Annotated in this window: 21 protein-coding genes; 6 read left to right on the top strand and 15 right to left on the bottom strand. The window is 70.4% G+C overall.

All coding sequences use genetic code 11. From position 1 onward, the window contains the following. Window positions 1–565: 565 nt before the first annotated feature. From IAG42_RS16570 to IAG42_RS38465, 5 genes are all read right to left on the bottom strand, one after another. Window positions 566–5176, bottom strand: a complete 4611-nt coding sequence (locus IAG42_RS16570; RefSeq protein ID WP_188337765.1) for a putative T7SS-secreted protein — start codon at window positions 5174–5176, stop codon at window positions 566–568. Then, window positions 5176–5772, bottom strand: coding sequence for a hypothetical protein (locus IAG42_RS16565; RefSeq protein WP_188337764.1), 597 nt, complete (start codon window positions 5770–5772; stop codon window positions 5176–5178). The genes IAG42_RS16570 and IAG42_RS16565 overlap by 1 nt, the downstream gene beginning before the upstream one ends. Before the next feature lie 83 nt (window positions 5773–5855). Next, window positions 5856–6452 carry a hypothetical protein gene (locus tag IAG42_RS16560; RefSeq protein ID WP_317453320.1) on the bottom strand — a complete coding sequence of 199 codons (597 nt, stop codon included), beginning with the start codon at window positions 6450–6452 and terminating at the stop codon, window positions 5856–5858. A gap of 152 nt (window positions 6453–6604) precedes the next feature. Next, window positions 6605–7051 (bottom strand): hypothetical protein, encoded by a 447-nt coding sequence (locus IAG42_RS16555; protein WP_188337763.1) that lies wholly within the window; start codon window positions 7049–7051, stop codon window positions 6605–6607. Between the two features lie 71 nt (window positions 7052–7122). Beyond that, the gene (locus tag IAG42_RS38465) at window positions 7123–9723 is read right to left on the bottom strand and encodes a bifunctional serine/threonine protein kinase/MFS transporter (protein ID WP_317453319.1); all 2601 of its coding nucleotides are present in this window, start codon (window positions 9721–9723) and stop codon (window positions 7123–7125) included. A gap of 157 nt (window positions 9724–9880) precedes the next feature. On the opposite strand from IAG42_RS38465, the gene IAG42_RS16545 reads away from it, so the two are divergent. Together IAG42_RS16545 and IAG42_RS16540 are read left to right on the top strand one after the other, a co-directional pair. Then, complete coding sequence (locus tag IAG42_RS16545; protein ID WP_188341429.1) at window positions 9881–10891, top strand: C40 family peptidase; 1011 nt, start codon at window positions 9881–9883, stop codon at window positions 10889–10891. A gap of 230 nt (window positions 10892–11121) precedes the next feature. After that, window positions 11122–11835, top strand: a complete 714-nt coding sequence (locus IAG42_RS16540) for a phosphatase PAP2 family protein (RefSeq protein WP_188337762.1) — start codon at window positions 11122–11124, stop codon at window positions 11833–11835. Between the two features lie 49 nt (window positions 11836–11884). On the opposite strand, the gene IAG42_RS16535 is transcribed toward IAG42_RS16540, so the two are convergent. Then, on the bottom strand, window positions 11885–13456 hold the full coding sequence (locus IAG42_RS16535; RefSeq protein ID WP_188337761.1) for an FAD-binding oxidoreductase: 1572 nt from the start codon (window positions 13454–13456) through the stop codon (window positions 11885–11887). A gap of 52 nt (window positions 13457–13508) precedes the next feature. Beyond that, window positions 13509–13730: a hypothetical protein gene (locus IAG42_RS16530; RefSeq protein WP_188337760.1), complete on the bottom strand. Its 222-nt coding sequence runs from the start codon at window positions 13728–13730 to the stop codon at window positions 13509–13511. Window positions 13731–13848: 118 nt separating this feature from the next. On the opposite strand from IAG42_RS16530, the gene IAG42_RS16525 reads away from it, so the two are divergent. Together IAG42_RS16525 and IAG42_RS16520 are read left to right on the top strand one after the other, a co-directional pair. Continuing rightward, window positions 13849–14694, top strand: a complete 846-nt coding sequence (locus tag IAG42_RS16525) for a hypothetical protein (protein WP_188337759.1) — start codon at window positions 13849–13851, stop codon at window positions 14692–14694. A 154-nt stretch (window positions 14695–14848) separates the two neighbouring features. After that, window positions 14849–15037, top strand: a complete 189-nt coding sequence (locus tag IAG42_RS16520; protein ID WP_188337758.1) for a hypothetical protein — start codon at window positions 14849–14851, stop codon at window positions 15035–15037. A 42-nt stretch (window positions 15038–15079) separates the two neighbouring features. Here the strand turns inward: IAG42_RS16520 and IAG42_RS16515 are convergent, their stop codons facing one another. Further along, window positions 15080–15433, bottom strand: a complete 354-nt coding sequence (locus IAG42_RS16515) for a metal-sensitive transcriptional regulator (RefSeq protein WP_223206029.1) — start codon at window positions 15431–15433, stop codon at window positions 15080–15082. Between the two features lie 227 nt (window positions 15434–15660). Between IAG42_RS16515 and IAG42_RS16510 the strand changes: the two genes are divergently transcribed. Both IAG42_RS16510 and IAG42_RS16505 read left to right on the top strand, forming a co-directional pair. After that, a complete protein-coding gene (locus tag IAG42_RS16510; RefSeq protein WP_188337757.1) occupies window positions 15661–16281 on the top strand; it encodes a DUF47 domain-containing protein in 621 nt (206 codons plus the stop codon). Window positions 16282–16290: 9 nt separating this feature from the next. Further along, window positions 16291–17289, top strand: coding sequence for an inorganic phosphate transporter (locus IAG42_RS16505; protein WP_188337756.1), 999 nt, complete (start codon window positions 16291–16293; stop codon window positions 17287–17289). A 266-nt stretch (window positions 17290–17555) separates the two neighbouring features. Here IAG42_RS16505 and pstB read toward each other — a convergent pair whose 3' ends face one another. The 7 genes from pstB to IAG42_RS16470 all read right to left on the bottom strand — a co-directional run bounded on the left by pstB (window position 17556) and on the right by IAG42_RS16470 (window position 25537). After that, window positions 17556–18332, bottom strand: a complete 777-nt coding sequence (gene pstB / locus IAG42_RS16500; protein ID WP_188337755.1) for a phosphate ABC transporter ATP-binding protein PstB — start codon at window positions 18330–18332, stop codon at window positions 17556–17558. A gap of 52 nt (window positions 18333–18384) precedes the next feature. After that, window positions 18385–19449 (bottom strand): phosphate ABC transporter permease PstA, encoded by a 1065-nt coding sequence (gene pstA, locus IAG42_RS16495; RefSeq protein ID WP_188337754.1) that lies wholly within the window; start codon window positions 19447–19449, stop codon window positions 18385–18387. Continuing rightward, the gene (gene pstC, locus IAG42_RS16490; protein ID WP_188337753.1) at window positions 19446–20453 is read right to left on the bottom strand and encodes a phosphate ABC transporter permease subunit PstC; all 1008 of its coding nucleotides are present in this window, start codon (window positions 20451–20453) and stop codon (window positions 19446–19448) included. The genes pstA and pstC overlap by 4 nt, the downstream gene beginning before the upstream one ends. 112 nt (window positions 20454–20565) lie before the next feature. Beyond that, complete coding sequence (gene pstS / locus IAG42_RS16485; protein ID WP_188337752.1) at window positions 20566–21693, bottom strand: phosphate ABC transporter substrate-binding protein PstS; 1128 nt, start codon at window positions 21691–21693, stop codon at window positions 20566–20568. Window positions 21694–21892: 199 nt separating this feature from the next. Further along, window positions 21893–22324, bottom strand: coding sequence for an NUDIX hydrolase (locus IAG42_RS16480; RefSeq protein ID WP_188337751.1), 432 nt, complete (start codon window positions 22322–22324; stop codon window positions 21893–21895). Then, on the bottom strand, window positions 22321–23289 hold the full coding sequence (locus IAG42_RS16475; RefSeq protein ID WP_188337750.1) for a CHAD domain-containing protein: 969 nt from the start codon (window positions 23287–23289) through the stop codon (window positions 22321–22323). The genes IAG42_RS16480 and IAG42_RS16475 overlap by 4 nt, the downstream gene beginning before the upstream one ends. Further along, window positions 23270–25537, bottom strand: coding sequence for an RNA degradosome polyphosphate kinase (locus IAG42_RS16470; protein ID WP_384629667.1), 2268 nt, complete (start codon window positions 25535–25537; stop codon window positions 23270–23272). The genes IAG42_RS16475 and IAG42_RS16470 overlap by 20 nt, the downstream gene beginning before the upstream one ends. Between the last annotated feature and the right edge of the window lie 124 nt (window positions 25538–25661).

Genomic DNA, 25661 nt, shown 5'->3' with positions numbered 1-25661 from the left:
CGCTCAAGGAAGTCTGGGAATTAGGTCGATCCATTGTTGTGCCTTGCTTCTCAGGTGGGCGTCAATTTCCAATGAGACTTCCAGACCGCGTAGCGACCCGAGTAGATTCTTCACCCTCCTCAGTCTGAGGATTTCGGAGCGGTGTAGTTGCCTCCAATTTTTGGCGTCCGAATCGATAGATTCATACGGGTCACCCACAGTGCTGATGACGTCCTGGAGCAGTCTTCGAGGGTCTCGGTCCGCCTCCTCTCGCGAGGTGCCGAATTCTCGTATCATTGCAGACCTGATATACGCTCTTTCTGTAGCAATCTTTAGGGCGTCGTCTCTTGTGGTGATCTTCTTGTTGGACGAAGAGGCTAGGGCTAGTCGCGCCCAGCGTAGTCGGACCGAAAGTTCCAGGTCGGCATCGTGCATTCGTACGGTGCAAAGTTCGCGTAGAGTCTCCCAAGGTGGAGATTCGCCCCGCGAATTCTCTGGGTGGGCGGCGATCCTCTCCAGGGCCTCAATGGGGACTGTCGAGATATCTGCCGCGTCTAGTTTGCCGCTTGATGTTGATCGCCCGGCATTAGAAGAATTGGATCCCGGCTCGCTCAAATGCTTCCCTCCCTATTTGCGTACTTTCTCGCGATGGCAGGTAGTGGCCGCTGTTATTGTTGATCTCTATGCCGAAATATGATCCTTCGGCTCCGGCTACCTCTGCTTCTCCTGCGGCGTGAACGTCGCCGCCGCGAGTGAGTACGGGGTGCTTCAACTCTATTCCGTCCACGTGCTTGGGCATGATGAGGAGGTCTCCCTGCTCGTCGATTGCCCATTTGATCGTTCCGGAGTTGAGTGCGTCTTCGAATCCGGGATCGCCTACCCGGAGCGGCTTCACGCCCAGAGACTCAGCGGCGGCCAGTTCTTGGTCGAGCACCTCGGGCATCTGGTTCTTGTAGGGTGCCAATCCTAGTGGGTCGGTCCAGCTGTGCGGGTTGGAAACATAAGCCAGCGTGTTGGAGGCGGCGGACAGGCCGAGTCGATCTAGCGATATGTATCTTGCAGTCTCCGGGTCGTAATGCCGGAAGTAGTTGTAATGCAGCGCGGTCTCGGGGTCGAAGTACTGGCCCGGGAAGCGGAGAGGGGTGTATGACGTGGCGCTGGCATTCCAGGTGGTGGTGCCCCACAAAGTCGTGCGGGTATGCCAGGCGATGTTTCCTTGTTCGTCGATGAGTTCGCGTGGGGTGCCGACGAGGTCGGTGACGATGGCGAAGAAGCGGGAGTCGATCTCGGTCTGTGGGGCGTCGGCTGCGGTGATGCGTTCGGTTTGAGCGATGGGGTGCAGTCCGCGGTGGTCCCAGGTGAGGGTGACCGGGTCTGGGAGGTTCGGGGCTGCGGTTGTCTGTTCGCAGAGGGTGGTGCCGTCCCAGGTGAATGTGACGCGTTCTGTCACTGTGGTGCCGTCTGGGGACATGCGCTGTTTTGATGTACGGCGGCCTAGGGCGTCGTAGGTGTAGCGCCAGACCGTGCTGTCGGGTGTGGTGACCTGGGTGAGGCGGTCTTCGGGGTCCCATGCGTAGCGCCAGGTGTCCGGCTTGCGGGAGAGGCGGGGTTTTTGGCGGAGGGTGACGCGGCCGAGGGCGTCGTGTTCGTAGCGGACGGTGCCGGCTCGCGTGATGCGGGTGCCGGTGTAGGTGCGGTCGCCGGTGGCTTCGTGGCCGGGGTGGGTGGTGGGCCAGTCGGCTGTGGTCTGGTTGCCTGCCGCGTCGTAGGCGTACGACTCGGTCCAGTTGGTGGCGTGGACGGCGGTGACGCGGCCGGCCGGGTCGAGAGTGAAGGTGCGGGGGCCGTCGAGGTGGTCGTCTAGGGCGGTGAGGTTGCCGTCGGCTCGGTAGGTGTAGGCCCGGCGTTGCAGGGTTTCGCCGTCCGAGGTCGCCGTCTGGGTGGCCAGGCGGCCCATCGGGTCGTAGGTGTTGGCGAGGGTGAGGAAGCCGCTGATTCCGCGGGTGAGTTCGCGACCCGCAGCGTCGTAGGAGACGTCCACGCGGCGGCCGGAGACGACCAGATCAGTCCGGCGGCCTACCGCATCGTAGGACCATGTGGTGCGGGCGCCGGAGGGGGTGGTGCGGCCGGTTCGCCGGCCTAGCTCGTCGTGGTCGTAGGTGAGGGTGCGGTCGTCGACCGTTTCCGTACGGACGCGGCCGTACTGGTCGCGGAGGATGGTGAGGCGGGTGCCGTCGGGGCTGACTGCTTCGGCCAGTTGGCCCGTCAGGTCGTAAGCGAAGGTGGTGACCTGGCCTGCGGCGTCCTTGCGGGTGGGGCGGCCCAGTGCGTCGCGGTCGAAGGTGGTCGTCTCGTCGAGGGCGTTCGTGCGGGAGATCAGCTGGTCCGCCGCGTCGTAGGCGTACGTCAGTGCGCGGTTGTCGAAGTCCGTCTCGGATATGAGGCGGCCGGCCGGGTCGTAGGCGTAGTCCCAGGTCAGGCCCTGGGGGTTGGTGACGCGGGTGAGGCGGAGTTCGGCGTCGTGGGCGAATTCGTGGCGGACGCCGTCGGGGGTGGTGCGGGCGGTGAGCAGGTCGAAGTGGGTGTACTCGAACCGGGTGACGCCGCCGAGGGGGTCGGTGTGGGTGGTGCAGTTGCCCTCACCGTCGTAGGTCCAGGACTCCACGGTGCCATCGGGGGACGTGCGGCTGGCGAGCTTGCCCTCGGTCGTCCATTCCAGGCGCGTGGTCAGACCCGTGGGGTCGGTCATCGTGACCGGGCGGCCGAAGGCGTCCCGCTCGTAGCGGGTGACGGCGCCCAGCGGGTCGGTGATCTCGACCGGGAGGCCCGCCCTGTCGCAGCGGACCGTCGTGATGTGGCCGAGTGGGTCGGTGACCGAGGCCAGGCGGCCCGCCTCGTCATGGGTGAATTGGGTGGTGTGGCCGGTGGGGGTGGTGCTGGTGAGGCGGTTGAAGGCACCGTACTCGCCGGTGACCTCACGGCCGTCGGCACGCGTCGCCGAGACGACGTTCCCCACCTCGTCGTACCGGTACGACGTCGTGCGCCCCAGCGGGTCGGTCTCCGTCAGGATCTGGCCGAGGCGATCCCGTGTGAAGTGGAAGGTGTGGCCCAACTGGTCTGTCTCGGCGACCACATGGCGGTTTTCGTCGATGTAGTACCTGCGGGTGTGACCTTCGGTCGAGTACGTCGTCGTGATGCGGTGGCCGGTTTCCGGGTCCACCTCGTCGTAGGAGAAGCGCAGGGCCATGTGGCCGGCTTCGCCGCCCTCGGCGATGCAGCGGTCCTGGTCGTCGTACTCGTAGGTGTACGAGCTGTTGTTGCTGTCGGTCCAGGACGTGACGCGGCCGCGCTCGTCGTAGGTGAAGGTGAGTGGCCGGCCGGAGGAGTCGAAGACTTGGGTCAGGTCACCGGACTCGGTGTAGGCGTAGCGCTTGATCAGCTGGTCTGTGCCGTCGGGGGCCGCGCCGGCCAGGGACAGGGCGGTGACCCTCTCGTCCTCCACGGTGAGGGTGAGGCGGTAGCCGCCGGAGGACGTGACCGCGAGCGGGGTGCCCTGTGTGTCGTGTTCGAAGGTGATCCAGTTGCCGTTGCGGTCGTCGATCTGCTCCAGGACGGCCAGGTCCGGTGTCCGGTCGGCGAAGTGCCAGGTGCGGCCCGTCTGTGGGTCGGTGACGGTGTAGCCCTCGTCGACCCGGTCCAGGGGCCAGCAGCGGGGCCCGTGCGTGGGCAGGGTCGGAACGCCGGGCGCCGGGTGCGGGTAGGTGAGGAGGAGGCCGTCCTCGGTGACGAAGATGACGCCCTCGGCGTCGATCTCCAGACGTTGGTCGACCGTCGAGAGCCAGGACGGGCCGAACCAGCGGCCCAGCCGCGACCCCGACTCCAGACGACGGCTGAAAACCAGCGGCAGCGTGCCCGGCAATGTGACATCCGTCTGCGGCAGATACATCTTGCCGCTGACCAGGTCGACCGGGTCGGTCTCGTTCGTGCGGGTCCGCTCTTCCGGCGTCCGATCGGCCGGATCGCTTTGCTGCGCCTTGCGGGCCAGCCCCTCGCCCTCCCGCGCCAGCCCCTTCTCGCCCGCGCGCATCCCGGCCCGCATGCCGCCGCGGAGCATTCCGGCGCCCTTGCTTCCGGCCGCCTCCGGGATGAGGCGGCCGCCGAACTCGGAGGGGTCCTCCTTGACGCTCTTCCACATGTCCTTGAGGACCGGCTCGGGATCAGCGGCCACCGTGGCGGCCTGGGCCAGGGCCATGTTGGCGTTCTCGAACCACTGGGCCGGGTGCGTCAGGTTGTAGGGGTCGATGGGGTTGAACTTGCGGGCCTGGACGGCCAAACCACCCGCGCCCTTCAGGACGCCGCCGCCGACGTGCAGCAGCTCCATCCCTGCGGCGTCCTTGAAGTCCTCGTAGTTGGCGTTGAGGCGGGCGAGCGCCGGGGGCTCGGCGGGGGCGTGGGCGAGGGCCGTCTTGACGGTTCGCTCGGCGGTGCGGCCCGCCTCGTTGCGCTGGCGACGGGCCTCGGCCAGCTTCTCCCGTGCCGCCTCGATGTCGGCAAGCCCGGCGTTCATGTCCTGCTGCGGACGCGGGCCCGGGTCGTCGCCCGCAGTGACCTTGGCGTTGTAGGCGTCGGCCTTCTTGTTGTAGTCGGCGACGGCCTGCTCGGACGCCTTCACGCCCTTCCGGTACAGGTCGATCGCGTCCTGGGCCTGCCTCTTGGCCCATTCCACGGTGTCCGCGAAGCTCTCCAGCGCACCGGCCGCGTCCTTGCACGCGTCCGCCGCGTGCGCCCACTTGGTCGGATGCATCGTGAACTTCTTGCGGAAGGCTTCGGCTCCCTCGCCGCGCCAGTGCGAGGAGTCCAGCTTTTTCATGCCCCGGCCGACCTGGTCGAAGGCCTTGTGGAAGTCCTTCAAGTGCTTGGCGCTGGCCCGGAGTTCGGAGGGGTCTCCGTGGATCAGCTCGCCCGCCTGCTCGGTGTCCCCGAGCTGCTGCTCGCCGACGTCCGCGCCGAGGTGATCGGCGATGCCGTCGCCAAAGTCCTCGACCTTGTCCGCCAAGCCGTCGGCACCGGCCGCCTCCAACAAGGCGCCGCCCTTGTGGGCACCCCACTCGACGGCGTCACCGAGCTTCTCCTTGCCCTTGTCGATCAGGTGCTCGCCGCCGTCGACCAGGCCGTTGAGCGCGTCCCCGATGCCCATCAGCCCTGGCCCTTCTCGATCCCGGCTTCCTTGAACCGCTGCTCGAGTCTGTCGGGGTCCAGGCTGGGATCCGGCGTCCTCCAGGCCTCCTCGGCCTGTCCGTAGGCCTCCTTGCTGTCGTCCCATGCGTCGGAGAACGAGCCGCCACTCCAGTCGGGATTCGACAGCGCGTTGTTGTCCTTGATCAAGGTGCCCCAGTCCTTACTGGTCACCTCCTCCTCGGTCAGGTTCGGGTTGCCGATCACGGAGTTGGTGATCACCTTGAGCGAGCCGTCCACGTACTGGTCCGTCTCGTAGTACGTGCCGGCCGAAAGGCCCGCGCCCTTCGCGAGCGCGTTGCCCTCCGCGACCAGGGACCGGACGCCCCACTCCCAGCGCTCACAGAACGAGGAGAAGGCCGATGCCAGCCCGGAGTAGCCCACCTGCATGCCGGTCAGCGAGATGTTGTCGAACCCGCGGCCGGTACTCGCCTCGCCGATCATGCCGACCTCACGGAGTTCGTCCAGCGTCCGCGTGATCCCCTCGGTGATCTCTTTGAGCCCCTGGGCATGGAGGTCCTTGCCGGTCCCGCCACCGCTCTTTCCCCCGCCACTCACCGCTGTGCCACTCCCCGTTCGTCGTCGTCTCAGTCGTCGTCCAGGCGTCGACCCGGTCTTTGCCGATCCGCCCGCATTCCCCGCTACGGCAGGTCCACCGCCGCGCTGTCCGGCACGATCCCGGCCATGGGCGGGAAGAGCATTCCGTCCTCGCTGCCCGCGTCGAGCATCACGCCGCAGGGAACGCCGACGGCCGGCACGCCGACATCCAGCACACGTGCGCCCAGCACCCGGCGGTAGGACCACTCCCGGCTGCCTTCGCCCCGCGCGATCGCAAACCGGGCCAGCGTGTCCTCGTGCGAGAACGCGAAGATCCACCGGATGCCTTCGATGTCCCCGGCCAGCGGCGCGTCCTGCTCGCCGAGGGGGAGCAGGACCGGAGTGCGCCGGAACTCGCCCAGGAGTCGGGCGAACTCGCGCCTTCTCTCCCCAACCTCTGGGGACTCTGTCGGGCGGGCGTGTGCCAGAGGCTCGGCAGGATCGCCGGTACGGCTGGGTGCCGCAGCGGTCGTCGTGTTCGGCGCGGCCGCACCGGGCTTCGTCCGGGCGGCGCGGGCGGTGGCCCAGCCGTTCTCGGCGGGTGCTGCCTCGGCCGTCATCTCGGCGTACTCGTCGAAAACGGAATGGCCGGAACGACGTATGTGCTCAGGCGCCTCGCTGCTTCCCTCGGTCCCCTCCATGCGCTGGATCCTCACATCCGCGCATTCTCGATCGCAACGTGATCAGTTGTGATCTGGCTTGAAATTGGGGCTCGGGCGAGGTCTCTGCGATCTCTGGCCCACCCACCACCGAAGCGAGGTGGCCAGGAGGGTGTCGTCCACGTCGATGCTGGTCATGCCCATGGGTCCTCCGGGGGACAGGGCTCGGAAATGATCCAGTACTCGCCGTCGTCCGTGCTGATCGCGCAGACACGGTCGCCGCTGTGGGAGCGGGTCGTGAGCTCGATGTCTCCTTGGGGGTCCGCCAAGGGGGCGAGGGAGAAGGCGGGGCGGGGGAGGCGGACGCGGAGCCAAGGGCCGTCGATGGCGGCGGCCACGAGGAGCGTGTCGTCGTCCTCGGCGATCACACCGGTCGAGCGGGCGTGGGACAGCCAGGCCTGAGTGGTGCGCTCGACCGCGTCCGGGGAGCGCTTCGGGATTCTCTCGGACGGGGACGTCGTGAATCCGACGGCCAGGTGAAAGGCCTCGCGGGGTGTCGGTGAGGTCGGGCAGGCGGCGGGGCGTTCCACGAGCAGGAGTCCGCACGCTCTCAGCCGGGATTCGATGGTGCTGCTGCTCATGACTGAGCATTCTCCGCCGTTCCATGCGAGCAGTCGGTGGCGAGGCGGCCCCGGCTGCCGCGCGGGAGTGGCTACGCGTACGGGTGGGGAGGGTACGAGACCCCGGCCGGCCTCTGAGGCGGCGTGGCCGGGACCGGGCGGGGGCGGGCCGGGCGGAGCAGGGCTCCGGTGAGCAGGGCCGCCAGGAACGTGAGGGCGGCCAGCCAGTACAGGGGTTGCGCGAGGCCGGCCTGGATCGCCGAGGTCACGGCCGGCCGTACGGCGGCGGGCAGCGAGGACACCGTAGGGATCACGCCCTCCTTCACCTGGGAGAGCACCGACGGGTCGGACGAGGACGACAGGGAGTCCTCCAGGTGGGAGGCGGTCGTGGAGGCGCGGACCGTGGTGAACACGGTCCAGCCGAGCGAGGAGCCGAGCGTCGCCAGGGTGACGGCGGCCGCCGCGCCCCCGCCCGCGTCCGCCGTCGCGACCCCGTCGGTGGCGACCGCGTAGAGCGGTACGAGGGCCAGGCCCAGGCCGAGGCCCATGACGACCGTGGCCGGGAGGGCGGTGCGGCCGGGGTGGGAGTTCATCGCGTCGAGCATCGAGAGGATCACGAGGCCGGCCGCGCCGAGCGTGAGGCCCGTCGCGGCGAGGATCCGCGGGGCGACGCGGTGCAGGAGGCGGGCGGAGATCTGCGTGGCGCCGATCAGCGCGGCCACGGGCACCGGCAGCACGGCCAGCGCGATGTCCATGGGGTCGTACCCCGACGAGGAGGGGGAGAGGGCGATGCTGCGCCACAGCATCAGGCCGGGCAGGAACGACGTGGCGAGACCCGCCAGGAGCAGGCCGGCGAGGGCGGTCAGGCGGCCCCGGTCCGTGAGGACGTACGCGGGGATCAGCGGGTTCGCCGCCTTCGCCTGCCGCCAGACGAAGGCGAGGAGCAGCGCGCCGCCGGCGAGGAGGGGAGGCAGGACCGGGTCGTCGTTCTCGGGGGCCAGCGCGTTCCAGAGCCCGTACTCGAGGGCCGTCACCGCGCCGCAGCCCAGCAGCACGCCCGGGAGGTCGAAGCGGGGGACGGCGCGGCGCGGCCCGTCGTGGACGAGCTTGGCCGTGCCGAGCAGGGCGAGTACGGCGAGGAGGGCGCCGGCGTAGAAGAACAGGCGCCAGGACGCGTACTCGCTCAGGGCCGCGCTGTACAGGTAGCCGAGGAGCGTGCCGCCGCCCGCGACCGTGGCGTAGACGCCGAAGGCCCGCCCGCGCGCCTTCGGTTCGGGGAAGTTGACGGAGACGAGGGCGAGCGCGGCCGGGGTGAGGAGGCCGGCGCAGGCGCCCTGGAAGGCGTGGGCCACGAGCAGCATCGAGCCGTCGGCGGCGGCCCCGGAGACGGCCGAGGCGAGTGCGTAGCCGGTCAGGCCGATGACGAGCACGCGCTTGCGGCCCGCCAGGTCGGCCAGATGGCCGCCGAGGAGCAGCAGGCCGGTGAAGGCCAGGTCGCTGCCGAGGAACACCCACTGCTGTGTGCCGGCCGAGAGACCGAGGTCGTGCGTCGCGTTCGACAGCGCGGACGTCGCGACCTGCCCGCCCAGCACGAGCAGTTGGACCAGCGCCAGGACCGTGAGCCCCCACCAGCGCCGCGGGTGCGGGACCGAGGGGTCGGCGACCGGCACCGTCGGCGCGTACGCGGGCGGTGGCGGTGCCGGTGGCGGGGTCGCGGGTACGGGCGCGCCGAACTGGCCGGGGACGCTCGGCGCCGGGTCCACCTGCGTCGGCACCGGCGCCCGGGGCGTCGTCGCCGGCGCGTAGTCGAGGAGCCGCGCCGCGTGCCGGCCCAGCTGGGCGAGGACCGGGCCCGGCAGCCATTCCCCGTCGCTCTCCGGAACCGTCGCGTCCGCGATCTCCCGCGGGGAGGGCCGCGCGGCCGGGTCCTTGGACAGGCACGCGCGGACGAGGTCCAGCAGGGACTCGGGCACGCCCGTCAGATCCGGCTCCTCCTCGGCGACGCGGAAGAGGTGCGCGTTCAGACCGGACTCGCCCGCGCCGAACAGCAGCCGCCCCGTCGCCGCGTGCACGAGGACCGCGCCGAGGCAGAACACGTCGCTGGCGGGGGTGAGTTCGAGGCCGCGCACCTGCTCGGGCGACATGAAGCCGGGCGAGCCGATCAGCATGCCGGTGCGGGTGTGCAGGCTGTCGCCGGTGAGGGTGTCCAGGGCGCGGGCGATGCCGAAGTCGATGACGCGCGGGCCGTCGACCGTCACCAGGACGTTGGACGGTTTCAGGTCACGGTGGATCAGGCCCGCGTCGTGCACGGCCTGCAGCGCGGTCGCGAGCCGGTGCGCGAGCACCCGTACGGAGTCCTCGGGCAGCGGGCCGAAGTCCTTGCCGACGACCGTCGTCAGGTCCGGGCCGGGGATGTACTGCGTCGCCACCCACGGCAGCGCCGCGTCCGTGTCGGCGTCGAGCACGTCCGCCGTCCATGCCCCGCCGACGCGCCGGGCGGCGGCCACCTCGCGGGCGAACCGGCGCCGGAACTCGGGGTTCGCGGCGAACTCGGCCTGGACGACCTTCACGGCCACCGTCCGGCCGGCCTCGGAGCGGCCCAGATAGACCAGTCCCATGCCGCCCTCGCCGAGCCGGCCGATCAACCGGTAGGGGCCCATGTGCGTCGGATCGGAGGTGATCAGCTGGTCCACGCCGGAACTGTAGGGGCGGCGCGCGGCCCCCGGCAGGCGATTGGCCGAGCCGGGACGCGGACCGGCCTGAATATGCCGGAATGTGTCCCGGTTCCGGGGCCGCCTCCCGCTTAGACTGGGCGGCTGGTGACTCCCGTGGGGTGAAGGGCGGTTGACGGTGCGTAAGGCGTGGATCGTCGCGGGATCGGCCGCCGCCGGGGGCACCGCGTTCGTGACCCTGCTCGTGGTCGGCACGTACATGGCCGCGGGCAGCCTCGTGAACGGGGTGGGGCAGGGCGCCGTCGGACTCGCCAAGGGCTCTGTGCCGACCGCCTACCAGCCGCTGGTGCAGAAGTGGGGCAACCTCTGCCCGGCGATCAACCCGGCGCTGCTCGCGGCGCAGCTCTACCAGGAGAGCGGCTTCAACCCGAAGGCGAAGAGCCCCGCGAAGGCGTACGGGATCGCGCAGTTCATCCTGGGCACCTGGGCCGCGCACGGCGTCGACGGCGACGGCGACGGCGACAAGGACATCTGGGACCCGAACGACGCGATCCCCTCGGCGGCCTCGTACGACTGCAAGCTCGCCTCCTACGTGAAGGACGTGCCGGGCGACGCGACGAAGAACATGCTCGCCTCCTACAACGCGGGCGCCTACGCGGTGATCAAGTACAAGGGCGTGCCGCCCTACCGCGAGACGCAGAACTACGTGAAGACCATCACGACGCTGCAGAAGAGCTTCGCGCGGCCCGTCGGCCGGGTGGATCCGTCCCGGCAGGCCGCCACCGCCATCGCCTACGCGCAGAAGAAGCTCGGCACCCCTTATCTGTGGGGCGGGAACGGCACGGCCGACCAGGGCGGCCGCTTCGACTGCTCCGGGCTGACCAAGGCCGCGTACGAGACCGTGGGCGTGCGGCTGCCGCGCGTCGCCAACGACCAGTACAACGCCGGGCCGCACCCCAAGCGCAGCGAACTGCTCCCGGGCGACCTCGTGTTCTTCTCCGACGACCTCGGCAACAGCCGGGCGATCCGGCACGTCGGCATCTACGTCGGCGGCGGCTACATGATCGACGCGCCGCGCCCGGGCGCCGTGATCCGCTTCGACCCGGTCGACACCCCGGACTACTTCGGTGCGACCCGCGTCACCGAGGACGGGGCGAGGGCACTGCCGACCGCTTCGCCCGAGGTGTGACCTCCCGCCGGACACGGCCGGAACTCTCCGTAAAGGCCTGGCCCTGAGCTGCGGTTTTCTGTCTCTCTTCGATAACGTCTGCGTGATCATTCGGTGGAGTGCGGAACGTAAAGAGCGGGGGCGTGCGTTCCTCTTGCAGAACCGCCGCACAATGGGCGGGACCGCATCACAACTGCTCGACCGAAGACAACGACCACGGGGGTGGCTGAAGACGAAGGGGCCGCAGAACTATGGCTGGACTCGAGGCGATCGAGAGTTCCGGGTCGAACCCTGACGTCACGCTGCTCTACGACATCAACGGACTGACCGACTCGACGCCCGGCTGGGCCGACAAGCTCATGGAGTTCGTCGGCGAGTACGGCATCCTGCTCGGCCTCGTCCTCGTCGTCCTGTGGGCCTGGTGGGGCGCGCGGAAGCGCGGCACGCTCGACGACGCCGCCTCGTCCGTGGCCGCCGTGGTCTGGGCCCCGCTCGCCGCCGCCGTCGCCGTCCTCGTGAACGTGCCGATCCGCGGCTTCGTCGAGCGCCCGCGCCCCTTCAAGGACCACGACGGGCTGACCGTCCTCATCAACGGGAAGAACGACTTCTCGTTCGTCAGCGACCACGCCACCCTCGCGATGGCCATGGGCGCCGCCCTCTTCGTCGCGAACCGCAAGCTCGGCCTCGTCGGCATCGGCCTCGCCGTCCTCGAAGGCTTCTGCCGCGTCTTCATGGGCGTGCACTACCCGACCGACGTCATCGGCGGCTTCGCGCTCGGCACCGCCGTCGCCCTGCTGCTCTCCCCGCTCGCCTCCGCCGTGCTGACCCCGCTCGCGCGGGCCATCGGGCGGACCGGGCGGCTCGGCCGGCTCGTGTGGGCGCCGAGGCCCGCGACGCCGGAGCCCGGAGCGGTCGAGCTCCCCGAGTCCCGGGACCCCGCGACGGAGCGGGACCTGGCGGCCTAGCCCCGGCCGCGCCTCGGCGACCGCGGGAAGGCGCAGCGACCGCGGGAACCTACAGCGACTGTGGGAAAGAGAAGAAGCCCGTCGGGTCGTAGCGGCGCTTGACCGTCGACAACCGGGCGGCGGCCGGCCCGTAGTACGCCTGCCGCCAGTTCGTCAGCGTCGGGTCCGTGTAGTTCTGGTAGGCCGCCCCGGACGCGTACGGGCGCATCACGTCATGGGTCTTTTTCAGCCAGCCCCGGGCCGCCGTTCCGGAGGTGCCCGGACGCCACGACACGATGTACTGCGCGAGCATCCGCGAGCGGCGGTGCACGAACGCCGTCGCCGTCGGATCCACCCGGTTCACCGCGCCGCCCAGCGCCGTGAGCGCCACCGAGCCCGCGCCCTCCGCGACCCGCTCCAGCTGCCGCAGCAGCGTGCGCACCCCCGCGTCGGACAGTGAGCGGTCGAAGAAGTCCGAGTGCGCCGCGTACGTCTCGCGCTGCAGCGCGCCCCGCGGCGAACGGCCCGGTGTCGTACCCGGCAGATGGCACAGCTCGTCCGAGCCGAACGAGGAGCAGCCCGCGTACACCTCCATCGACTCCTCGTAGGAGCGCCGCTTGAGCGAGACGGAGGTCGCGGGGCCCGGGCCGCCGGGGCCGTCGGCGAGCCGGTCGACCGCGTTCTGCAGCTCCGTGTACGAGCCGAGGGAGAACGCGGCGACGGAGATGGTCGGGCCGCCCCCGGCCGCGCCCGCGATGTGCAGCGAGGACCAGATCTCGTCCGGCTGGTCCGGGCCCCAGCGCTGCCAGGCCTTGAGCACGGTGGCGGCCTTGGCCCACGGCCAGGTCATGAACGCGGAGACGGCCCGCGGCGCCGGATGCGTCCTGTAGCGCAGCTCGGTGACGACGCCGAACTGGCCGTTGCCCGCGCCGCGCAGCGCCCAGAACAGGTCCTTGTTCGTCGTCGCGTCAGCGGTCAGCTGCTTGCCGTCGGCCGTGATCAGGGTCGCGCCGGTGAGACTGTCGCAGGTGAGGCCGTACGCGCGGGAGACGACGCCGTGGCCGCCGCCGAGCGTCAGGCCGGATATGCCGACCGTGGGGCAGGAGCCCGCCGGGATCGTGACGCCCTTCGCGGCCAACGCCCGGTACACGTCGATGAGTTTGGCGCCCCCGCCGATCACCGCGCTGTTCCCCGAGGACCGCACCGAGGCCATCCGCGACACGTCGAGCACGATCCGCCCGTCGCCGGAGGACCAACCGGCGTACGAGTGCCCGCCGTTGCGTATCGCGAGCGGCACCTTGCGGGAGCGCGCGTACGCCAGGACCGTACGGATGTCGTCGGCGCCCGCGACGTACGCGACCGCCGTCGGCTTCAGGGAGTCGTAGCGCGTGTTGTAGAGCTGCCGGGCCGCCGCCCACTGCGCCTGTCCCGGCCGCACCAGGCCGCCGTCGAGGTCCCGGGCCAGGCCCGCGAGGTCCGCGGCGGCCTTCGTGGAGGTGTCCGCGCTCGCGTTGCGCGAGCGGACGGGTGTGGTGGACGTGCCGGTGCGGGAGGCCGTGCCGCCGCCGCCCGAGGTGCAGGCGGCGGTGATCCCCGTCGCGAGCGCTGCCGCCGATGCCGCGATGAATCCGCGCCGTTCCATACCGACCCCCTTGTTCCTCACAGGAGACGAGAAGCGGAGGCGGCGGGTTCCGTCAGGGTTCCCCGATGTGGTCCCCGGGATGTTCCCCGGCGTCCTCCCCGGCGTCCTCCCCGGTGTGCGCCTCGGTGTGCTCCTCCGCGTCCGTACGGGCCCTGCTGCGCGCCCTGCGGGCGGGGCCGCGCCAGCCGCAGGTGCAGCGGGCCAGGCAGAAACGACCCTGCTCCACGACCGTCGCGGTGTGTCCGTTCTTCTCTTGTGTCTCCTCGTGCGCCACACGGCCACGGTAGCGGGCGCATGTAAACCCCCCGTTCGCGTGACGGCCGTCCCTACCCGTCGTTAACCGGTCGACAGCGGCCCGCACACGCACGGACAGGCTTGGGGGTAGGCAAGCGATGGTGGTGCAGCAGCACGGGCGCCGGGTGAGGGGCGCGGCGGCGGCCGTGGCCGTGGCCGGGATCGTGACGGGGGTCGCCGGCTGCGGCGGCGGAGCCGAGGCGGGGGACCGGAACGCGGATCCGACCCAGGCCGTGCACCGCGCCGCCGACCGGCTGGTGCGCGAGGGCAGCTCCGAGGCGACGACCTCGATGGAGATGGCCAGCGGCGGGACCCGGGTCACCATCCGCGGCGCCGGCGTCTACGACTACCGGGCGGGCAAGGGCCGGCTCAAGGTGCGGCTGCCGCAGGACGCGGCCGGCGCCGAGGAGCACCGGCCGATCACCGAGCTCCTCGCCCCCGGCGCCCTCTACATGAAGAACCGGGGCGCGGGCGTGCCCGCCGACAAGTGGGTGCGCGTCGACACGGCCTCGCTGGACGACGGGAACCTGGTCACGGGAGGCGCCACCGACCCGCTGGCCGCCGCCGAGCTGCTGCGCGGGGCGCGGGACGTGACGTACGTGGGCGACATCGACGTGGCGGGGGTGCCGACCCGGCACTACCGGGGGCGGGTCGACCTCGCGGCGGCCGCCGCGGCCGCGTCCGCGGGGACGAGGGCGACGCTCGCCGCCGCGGCGAAAGGGTTCAGCAAGGAGCCGGTGACCTTCGAGGTCTACCTCGACGAGGGCGGGCTGATCCGCAAGGTCAGGCACCGCTTCACCTTCGACGGGGAACGGCACGGTGGCCGCGGCCGCAAGAACGCGGTGGTGTCCTCGACGACCCTGCTCCACGACTTCGGTACGAAGGCGAGCGTGCGGCTGCCGGCGCGGGGGGACATCTTCTCGGGCGAGGTCGCGGAGAAGTAGGACCGCGGGAAGCAGGGCACGGCCCGGGGGCCGCCGTGGCCCGGCGGGGTGGCGGAAATGGTTCTTCCGTGCCATGCCCGGGGCCCCGCCCGGTCCCTACCCTGGGAGCTGTCCGGCGACGGCCGGGCGGTTTTCGGCGACAGGGGAAGAGGTGATGATCGTGGCGCTCCCGGCCGGTACGGCGGTGCAGGACCACGTCGCCCTCGCCGAGATCGAGCTGTGCGGTGAGCTGATCATCGCGGCGTCCGCCGTGGAGGAGCGGCTCAGCGCGGACCGGATCGACGAGGTGCTGCGGGTCGCCGAGGCGCGGCCCGACGACTCCGAGCGGCGCAGCGGCCGCTGATCACCCCGGGCCCGCGGACACGTCCCGGGGCCCGGGGCCTTCTCAGGTGCGCAGCAGCCGTGCGATCGCCTTCGTGGCCTCCTCGACCTTCGAGTCGATCTCGTCGCCGCCCTTGACCGCCGCGTCGGCGACGCAGTGGCGCAGGTGCTCCTCCAGGAGCTGCAGGGCGAACGACTGCAGGGCCTTCGTGGAGGCCGAGACCTGGGTGAGTATGTCGATGCAGTAGACGTCCTCGTCGACCATCCGCTGCAGGCCCCGGATCTGGCCCTCGATGCGGCGCAGGCGCTTGAGGTGCTCGGCCTTCTGGTGGTGGTACCCGTGGATGCCGCGGTCGTGGTCGGTCACGATCTCGCCCGCGGGCTCGACCGGCTGCTCGGCGTGTGACGTGTTCGTCATGTCCGTGGTCTCCGTCGTCACCGTGTCCGACCTCCCGTGTCATGCTGTCGTCCGTATACCCCTGGTGGGTATACGGTACCGGATTTTCCGGGCCTGTGGCGGCTTGCCCGGGCCCCGTGCCGATCACTGTGCCTGATGGGCGACACTGGGGTAACGCCGGTTAGCCGTGGCCGGATGATGCGCCTAGCATCAGCCTGACCGAATCCAGAGCACCCCGAGGACCCCTTGTGCGCTTTCGTCTGACCCCCAGGGAGACGAGCTTCTACGACATGTTCGCCGCGTCCGCGGACAACATCGTCACGGGCTCGAAGCTCCTGATGGAACTGCTCGGGGCGGATTCCTCCGCCCGGGCCGAGATCGCGGAGCGGATGCGGGCAGCCGAACACGCCGGTGACGACGCCACCCACGCGATCTTCCACCAGCTCAACTCCTCGTTCATCACGCCCTTCGACCGCGAGGACATCTACTCCCTCGCGTCGTCCCTCGACGACATCATGGACTTCATGGAGGAGGCCGTCGACCTGGTCGTCCTCTACCAGGTCGAGGAACTCCCCAAGGGCGTCGAGCAGCAGATCGAGGTCCTGGCCCGGGCGGCCGAGCTGACCGCCGAGGCCATGCCGAACCTGCGCACGATGGACAACCTCACCGAGTACTGGATCGAGGTCAACCGCCTCGAGAACCAGGCCGACCAGATCCACCGCAAGCTGCTGGCCCACCTCTTCAACGGCAAGTACGACGCCATCGAGGTGCTGAAGCTGAAGCAGATCGTCGATGTGCTGGAAGAGGCGGCCGACGCCTTCGAGCACGTGGCCAACACGGTGGAGACCATCGCCGTGAAGGAGTCCTGAGGCCGGCTCATGGACACCTTCTCCCTGATCGTGACCATCGGCGTCGCGCTCGGATTCACGTACACGAACGGCTTCCACGACTCGGCGAACGCGATCGCCACGTCCGTCTCCACGCGTGCGCTCACGCCCCGCGCGGCGCTGGCCATGGCCGCGGTGATGAACCTCGCCGGTGCCTTCCTCGGCAGCGGTGTCGCCAAGACGGTCAGTGAGGGCATCATCGCGACGCCCGTCGGCGACAAGGGCATGGGCATCCTGTTCGCCGCCCTCGTCGGCGCGATCATCTGGAACCTGATCACCTGGTACTTCGGACTGCCGTCCTCCTCCTCGCACGCCCTGTTCGGCGGAATGGTGGGTGCCGCCCTCGCGGGCGGGACCACCGTCTACTGGACCGGGGTGTGGGAGAAGATCGTCATCCCGATGTTCACCTCGCCGGTGATCGGCCTCGTCGTCGGTTACCTCGTGATGACCCTCATCATGTGGCTCTTCCGGCGTTCCAACCCGCACAAGGCCAAGCGCGGCTTCCGTATCGCGCAGACCGTCTCGGCCGCCGGCATGGCGCTCGGCCACGGTCTGCAGGACGCCCAGAAGACGATGGGCATCGTCGTGATGGCCCTCGTCATCGGCGGCCACGAGTCCTTCGACGACCCGATCCCCGTCTGGGTCAAGATCGTGTGCGCCGTCATGCTGTCCGCCGGCACGTACGCCGGTGGGTGGCGGATCATGCGGACCCTGGGACGCAAGATCATCGAGCTGGACCCGCCGCAGGGCTTCGCCGCGGAGACGACCGGCGCCTCGATCATGTTCGGCTCGGCGTTCCTGTTCCACGCGCCGATCTCGACGACGCACGTCATCACCTCGGCGATCATGGGTGTGGGCGCCACCAAGCGCGTCAACGCCGTCCGCTGGGGCGTCGCCAAGAACATCATCCTGGGCTGGTTCATCACGATGCCGGCCGCGGCGCTTGTCGCTGCCGCGAGCTACGGGGTCATCTGGCTGGCGTTCGGATAAGCGCCGCCAGGGGCGCGGGGAACTGCGCGAGCAACCCACGAAAAGCCGCAGTCGCATCTGCTCATGCACCACGCAGATGCGACCGCGGCTTTCGTCGTGGCTGGTCGCGCCCACGCGGCGGAGCCGCAAACCGACACAGCCCCGCGCCCCTGGCGGGGCGCATCCCCCCGGCGCTTTACAGAGAAGGCCCGCCCCTTGTGGGGCGGGCCTTCTTGCCTCGTGGTGGCACCGCCATGCAGCACCACGAGGGGTCGGGGGAGTCGGGTCTAGCCGAAGCGGCCCGAGATGTAGTCCTCCGTGGCCTGGACCGACGGGTTGGAGAAGATGCGCTCCGTCTCGTCGATCTCGACGAGCCGGCCGGGCTGGCCGACCGCCGCGAGGTTGAAGAACGCGGTGCGGTCCGAGACACGGGCCGCCTGCTGCATGTTGTGCGTCACGATGACGATCGTGAAGCGCTCCTTCAGCTCACCGATCAGGTCCTCGATGGCGAGGGTCGAGATCGGGTCCAGGGCGGAGCAGGGCTCGTCCATGAGCAGGACGTCCGGCTCGACCGCGATCGCGCGGGCGATGCACAGACGCTGCTGCTGACCGCCGGAGAGGCCGGAGCCCGGCTTGTTCAGGCGGTCCTTGACCTCGTTCCAGAGGTTGGCGCCCTTGAGGGACCGCTCGACGATGTCGTTCAGCTCGGACTTCTTGTACTTGCCGTTGAGGCGCAGGCCCGCCGCCACGTTGTCGAAGATCGACATGGTGGGGAAGGGGTTGGGGCGCTGGAAGACCATGCCGACGGTGCGCCGCACCGCGACCGGGTCGACGGCGGACCCGTACAGGTCCTCGTCGTCCAGCATCACCTTGCCCTCGACGCGGCCGCCGGGGGTGACCTCGTGCATGCGGTTCAGGGTGCGCAGGAACGTCGACTTGCCGCAGCCGGAGGGGCCGATGAAGGCCGTCACCGAGCGGGGCTCGACGGTCATCGAGATGTCTTCGATCGCCTTGTGGGATCCGTAGTAGGCGGTGAGTCCGCTTACGTCGATTCGCTTGGCCATGACTTGTTCACTACTTCCGGGTCGAGTCGCTGAGTGCTTCGAGATAGCCGCGTCAGCGGCCCGTCTTCGGGGCCTTCCAGCGGGCGATGCCGCGGGCCACGAGGTTGAGGATCATGATGAAGGCGATGAGGACCAGGGCGGCGGCCCAGGCGCGGTCGTACGCGGCCTCGTTGCCGCCGCTCTTCGCGTACTGCTCGTAGATGTAGAGCGGCAGCGAGGCCTGCGGGCCTTCGAAGGGGTTGCCGTTGATCAGCGGGTTGCCGAACACGAGGAGCAGCACGGGGGCCGTCTCTCCCGCGATACGGGCGACCGCGAGCATCACGCCGGTGGTGATGCCGCCGATCGAGGTCGGCAGGACGACCTTCAGGATGGTGCGCCACTTCGGGACGCCGAGCGCCAGGGAGGCCTCGCGCAGCTCGTTCGGGACGAGCTTGAGCATCTCCTCGGTGGAGCGGACCACGACCGGGATCATCAGGATCGAGAGGGCCATCGAGCCGGCGAAGCCGGAGAACCCGAAGCCGAGGATCAGGATCCAGAAGGACAGGATGAACAGGCCCGCGACGATCGACGGGACACCCGTCATGACGTCGACGAAGAAGGTGACCGCCTTGGCGAGCTTGCCGCGGCCGTACTCGACCAGGTAGATCGCCGTCAGGAGGCCGATCGGCACCGAGATCAGGGTGGCGATGCCGACCTGCTCCAGGGTGCCGAGGATGGCGTGGTAGATGCCGCCGCCCGTCTCCATGCTGGTGACGAAGCCCATCGAGTGGGTCAGGAAGTACGGGTCGAGGACCTTGATGCCGCGCTTGACCGTCTCGTAGACGAGGGAGGCCAGCGGGATCACGGCGAGGACGAACGCGACCCAGACGATGCTGGTCGCGACGCGGTCCTTGGCCTGGCGGGTGCCCTCGACCTTCGCGGCCAGCGCGAACGTGACGAGGACGAACAGGAGCGCGGCGAGCAGGCCCCACTGGATGCGGCTGTCGAGGCCGGCGCCGAGGCCGATCGCGCAGCCCGCGGCGACCGAGCCGACCGCGATGGCCCAGGGGGACCAGCGGGGCAGGCGCGCGGCGCTCAGGGAGTCGGGGCGCTTCACAGGTACGGTCGCGTGGCTCATGCGTTGGCCCCCGAGTACTCCTTGCGGCGGGCGATGATCAGCCGGGCGGCGCCGTTGACCAGCAGCGTGATGACGAAGAGGACCAGACCCGAGGCGATCAGGGCGTCACGGCCCTGGTCGTTGGCCTCGGAGAACTTCGCGGCGATGTTCTGCGCGAACGTGCCGCCGCCCGGGTCGAGCAGGCTCGTGTGGATCAGGAAGTCGGGGGAGAGGACCGTGGCGACGGCCATCGTCTCGCCGAGCGCGCGGCCGAGGCCGAGCATCGAGGCGGAGATGACGCCGGAGCGGCCGAAGGGGATCACCGACATGCGGATGACCTCCCAGCGGGTGGCACCGAGGGCGAGGGCCGCCTCCTGGTGCATCAGGGGGGCCTGCCGGAAGACCTCGCGGGAGACGTTCGTGATGATCGGCAGGATCATGATCGCCAGCAGGATGCCGACGGTGAGCAGGGTGCGCGGGGCGCCGCCCTGCCACTCGAAGATGCCGGTCCAGCCGAAGTACTGGTCGAGCCAGCCGAACAGGCCCTCCATGTGCGGCACCAGGAACAGGGCGCCCCACAGGCCGTACACGATGGACGGCACGGCGGCCAGCAGGTCGACGACGTAGGCGATGGGGCCGCCCAGCTTCTTCGGCGCGTAGTGCGTGATGAACAGCGCGATGCCGACGGACACCGGGACCGCGATCACCATGGCGATGACCGAGGTGACGATGGTGCCGAAGGCGAGGACGGCGATGCCGAAGACGGGCGGGGTACCGGTCGCGTTCCACTCGAAGGTCGTGAGGAAGTTGCCCTCGTTCTTCGAGAGGACCAGCGAGGCGCGGTAGGTCAGGAAGACCGCGATCGCGGCCATGATCACCAGCAGCAGGATGCCGGAGCCGCGCGAGAGACCGAGGAAGATCCGGTCGCCGGGGCGGGTGGCGCCGCGGGCCGCGCGCTTGTGCTGGGCGGGGGTCGGGCGATCGGCGGGCGCTGGTGGCGCGGGTGATTGCGTAGATATGTCCATGGGGATTCTCCGGTCTGCGAAGCCCTCGTCACCCGGGTCGGGGCGGGGACTTCTGGCGGCGGTGCACCGGACGGTGCGGGCCGCCCGGATGCCGGGCGGCCCGCACTCTGGGTCAGCTCAGGCCGGCGACGGTCTCGCGGACCTTCGCGTTGATCTCGGCCGGGATCGGGGCGTAGCCCAGGTCGGCCAGGGAGGCCTGGCCCTCGTCGCTCGCCATGTAGGTGAGGAACGACTTGGTGGCGGCCAGGGTCTCGGCCTTGTTGCCCTTGTCGCAGGCGATCTCGTACGTGACCAGGACGATCGGGTAGGCGCCCTCGGCCTTGGTGCCGTAGTTCAGCTCCAGGGAGAGGTCCTTGCCGGAGCCCACGATCTTGGCGTCGGCGATCGCCTTCGAGGCGTTGTCCGTCGTGGCCTTGACCGGGGAGGCGGCACCGGTGGCGATGTCGACCGTGTTCATGCCCTTGGCGTAGGAGAGCTCCATGTAGCCGATGGCGCCGGCGGTCTGCTTGACCTGCTGGGCGACACCGGAGGAGCCCTGGGCGGACTGGCCGTCCTTGGCCATCCACGCCTTGCCGTGCTCGTACTTCCAGTCGGACTTGGCCGCGGCGCCGAGGTACTTGGTGAAGTTGTCCGTGGTGCCGGACTCCTCGGAGCGGTGGAAGGCCTGGATCTTCGTCGACGGGAGCTTCGCGTCGGGGTTCAGCTTCTTGATCGCCGCGTCGTCCCACTTGGTGATCTTCGAGTCGAAGATCTTGGCGAGGGTCGGGGCGTCCAGGACGAGGTTGTCGACGCCGTCCAGGTTGTACGCGACGGCGATCGGGCCGCCGACCATCGGCAGGTCGATGCCCTGGCCGGTCTTGCAGACCTTCTTGGAGGCGGCGACCTCTTCCGGCTTCAGCGGGGAGTCGGAACCGGCGAAGGCGACCTGGCCCTGGTTGAAGGCCTCGATGCCGGCGCCCGATCCGTCGGGCTTGTAGTTGATCTGCACGCCGGAGCAGGCCTGCGAGTAGGCCTTGCGCCAGGCGTCGATCGCGTTGGCCTGGGCGGAGGAGCCGGAGCCGAGGAGCTGGCCCTTGGCGTCGTCACACTTGATGTTGCCGGCCTTGGCGGAGGGGCCGCCGCTGCTGCCGCCGTTGGTGCCCGTGTCGTCCGAGCCGCACGCCGTGAGGGCCAGGGCGCCAGTGACGGCGAGAGCGCCGAGGGAGAGGGCGCGGAGCCGGTTCTTGCGCTGAAGCTTCACTTTCGGATGTTCCTTCCAGGAGCCGCCGGCCGCGTGTCGTCTGGCGGCGTGCGAAAGTCTGCGGATTTTCAGTCGAGCGATGGCGTGCTCCCCGGTGCCGGGGGGCTCACCGCACAAGGCCGAAATTAGGCAGATCAGGTGAAGCGGCCGATGGGCGAGAGTGAACGGCGGGTGAACCTCAGCGGGCGGTGCGGTTAGGTCACGGAGTGATTACGTCGAGCGAGTTCAGCAGGGCGTCGACGAGCCTGCGGTCACGGGGCTGGGTGAGCTTGGCGCGGGCCTTCGCGGGCGCCAGCCACACCAGCCGGTCCACCTCGCGGCTCGGCGCGAAAGCGCCCTCCGCGGCCTCGGCCGCCCAGTAGCTGACCCGCTTCGCGACGCCCTGCGCGAGATACCGCACCTCGGGCAGCACGGCGCCCGGCACGCACGCGAACCCGGTCTCCTCGCGCACCTCGCGCAGCGCGCAGGCCAGCGTGGTCTCACCCCGCTTGAGCTTGCCCTTGGGGTGCGACCAGTCGTCGTACTTCGGCCGGTGGACGAGGCAGACCTGCACGCCGCCGGCGCCCGGGGAGCGGCGCCACAGGACACAGCCCGCCGCCAGGACCGCGCCGTCGTCCCCGTACACGGTCATGGCGTGCTCACCGGCTCCCGGCGCCACGCGTCCAGGAACGCCTCCCGCGCCGCCTCCACCTGATGCCGCTGGTCCGCGTGGAGCACGCCCAGGGCGTACGCGGTCGGCGGGGCGATGCGCGGGGTGCGGGCCGCCTGGGACGCGGCGGCGGCCGCCTCGGCGGCGTCCCGGTGCGCGTTCAGGGCGTGCGCCGCCGACGACAGGCGTACGGCGTCGGCGGGCGGGCCCGGGACGACCTCCAGGGCGTAGCGGTGCAGGCGCAGCAGCAGCCGCACGTGGTGCCAGGGCGTGTCCGAGCCCGAGTCGTACTGGCTGTACGGGGGCCGGCCGCCCAGCGCGGTGACGGCCTCGGCGAGCCGGGCCTCCGCCTCCGCCGCGAACCGGTGGAGCGGCGCGTCCACGCCGGACAGCGGCACCTCGCTGGCCAGCACCGCGACACTGTCCGCCACCGCGTGGAAGCGGGAGCTGCCGAGGGCCTGGAGCGCCGTGCTGTGCGCCCGCGTCCTGGCCAGGGTCAGCTGGCGGTCGAGCAGCGCGGCCGCCTTCGCCGCGCCCAGCGCGAGGGTCTCCCGGCCGGGCGGCGCCGCCGGAGCCCCGTGCTCGGCACGCTGGGCGGGCGGCGCGACCGTGCTGGTGGTCAGCCGGTGCAGGGCCTCCGCGAGCCGCGCCAGCCGGTCCCCGTACGCGTGCTCGTGGGCCAGGGTGCCGGACAGCCAGGCCAGCTCGGGCCGCAGCGCGTCGGACCACTCGGCGTCGAGCAGCGGCCGGAACGTGTGCAGGGTGCCGCTGATGCGGCGGGCGGCGCGGCGCAGGGCGCGGGCCGCGTCCGCCGTGTCGCCGGCCGCGCCGGACTCCCGGTGCTGCCGCAGCGCACGCAGGAAGTCGGTCGCCCGGCCCCGCAGATGGGCTCCGAGCACGGCGTCCGTGTCGTACGCCTCGCTGGACTCAAGGTGTTGCTGTGCCACGCCGGCGCCTCCGGGCGTCTATGAGCATCTCCTGTACGTTGCGCAGGGGGCGCCCGTCCGCGTCCGTCGCGTGCCGGGTCCACTCGCCGTCCGGGCCGAGGTGCCAGGAGGCGGTGGTGTCGGACATCCCCGTTTCGAGCAGCCGGTTCAGGGCCGCGCGGTGCGCCGGGTCGTCGACGCGGACCAGGGCCTCGATCCGGCGGTCGAGGTTGCGGTGCATCATGTCGGCGCTGCCGAACCAGACCTCGGGGTCGCCGCCGTTGCCGAACGCGAAGACCCGCGAGTGCTCCAGGAAGCGGCCGAGGACCGAGCGGACCCGGATGTTCTCGGACAGGCCCGCGACGCCGGGGCGCACGGCGCAGATGCCGCGCACCCACACGTCGACGGGCACGCCCGCCTGCGAGGCCCGGTAGAGGGCGTCGATGACCGCCTCGTCGACCATCGAGTTGACCTTGATCTTGACGTACGCCGGGCGGCCCGCGCGGTGGTGCTGGACCTCCTGCTCGATCCGCGTGACCAGGCCGGTGCGCAGCGAGCGCGGGGCGACCAGGAGGCGGCGGTAGGTGGCGCGGCGCGAGTAGCCGGACAGCCGGTTGAACAGGTCGGACAGGTCGGCGCCCACGTCCTGGTTCGCGGTGAGCAGGCCGAGGTCCTCGTAGAGGCGGGCGGTCTTCGGGTGGTAGTTGCCGGTGCCGACGTGGCTGTAGCGGACGAGGGTGTCGCCCTCCTGGCGCACGACCAGGGACAGCTTGCAGTGCGTCTTCAGGCCGACGAGGCCGTAGACCACGTGGCAGCCGGCCTCCTCCAGCTTGCGGGCCCACTTGATGTTGGCCTGCTCGTCGAAGCGGGCCTTGATCTCGACGAGGACCAGGACCTGCTTGCCGGCCTCCGCCGCCTCTATCAGCGCGTCGACGATCGGGGAGTCGCCCGAGGTCCGGTACAGCGTCTGCTTGATCGCGAGGACGTCCGGGTCCTGCGCGGCCTGCTCCAGGAACGCCTGCACGGACGTGGAGAACGAGTCGTAGGGGTGGTGCAGGAGCACGTCGTGGCTGCGCAGCGCCGCGAAGATGTCGGGCGCCGACGCGGACTCGACCTCGGCGAGGTCACGGTGCGTGCCCGCGACGAACTTCGGGTACTTCAGCTCGGGCCGGTCCAGGCCCGCTATGGAGAACAGCCCGGTCAGGTCGAGCGGCCCCGGCAGCGGGTACACCTCCGACTCGCTGATCTTCAGCTCCCGCACGAGGAGGCTGAGGACCTCGGAGTCGATGGTCTCCTCGACCTCCAGGCGCACCGGCGGGCCGAAACGGCGCCGCATGAGCTCCTTCTCCAGCGCCTTGAGGAGGTTCTCGGCGTCGTCCTCCTCGACCTCCAGGTCCTCGTTCCGCGTCACGCGGAACATGTGGTGCTCCTCGATCGTCATGCCGGGGAACAGCTCGCCCAGGTGCCGGGGCGCGGAGATCACGTCCTCGATCGGCACGTAGCGCTGCGGAGAGGCCTCCAGGAAGCGGGACAGCAGCGGCGGGACCTTGACGCGGGCGAAGTGGCGGTGGCCGGAGACCGGGTTGCTGACGACGACCGCGAGGTTCAGGGAGAGGCCCGAGATGTACGGGAAGGGGTGCGCGGGGTCGACGGCCAGCGGGGTCAGCACCGGGAAGATCTGCTGCATGTACAGCGTGTAGAGCCGGGCCTGCTCCTTCTCCGTCAGCTCGTGCCAGCGGACGATGTGGACGCCCTCGTCGGCGAGCGCCGGGGCGACCTCCTCCTGGTAGCAGGCGGCGTGCCGGGCCATGAGCTCGCGCGAGCGGTTCCAGATCAGCTCCAGGACCTCACGGGGCTGCAGGCCCGAGGCGGAGCGGGTGGCGACGCCGGTCGCGATACGGCGCTTGAGTCCCGCGACCCGCACCATGAAGAACTCGTCGAGGTTCGAGGCGAAGATGGCCAGGAAGTTGGCGCGCTCCAGGAGTGGTGTGTTCGGGTCCTCGGCGAGCTCCAGGACCCGCTCGTTGAACGCCAGCCAGCTGCGCTCGCGGTCCAGGAAACGCCCCTGCGGGAGTTCGTCCCCGTCCGCGCGGCCGCTGTAGTCCTCCTCGTAGTCGTCCGGATCCGCGTCGATGTCGGCGACGATCCCGGCGAGCTTCGCGTCGAAGTCACCGGCCGCGACGGGATGCGGGCGGTGGGCGGCGAGGGAGCCTACGGAGGGCTGGGCCTTGGGGGACGACTGGTCCTGGGCGGCGTTCGGCTGGCTCATGCGCCCATTCTTCCGCGCGGAGGCACCGTTGAGCGCGTTGGACTCCGTCGGGGGGTCGGGAACGGGTGCGGGGGGCTGCATTCCGTGAGGGTCGCAAGGTCGTCTGAATCGTTGGTTACGGCGA

This window comes from Streptomyces xanthii (assembly GCF_014621695.1).
In the GTDB taxonomy this organism is placed as follows: Bacteria; Actinomycetota; Actinomycetes; order Streptomycetales; family Streptomycetaceae; genus Streptomyces; species Streptomyces xanthii.
The sequence above is the reverse complement of the archived record's forward strand: the minus strand, read 5'-3'. Positions and strand labels throughout refer to the sequence as shown.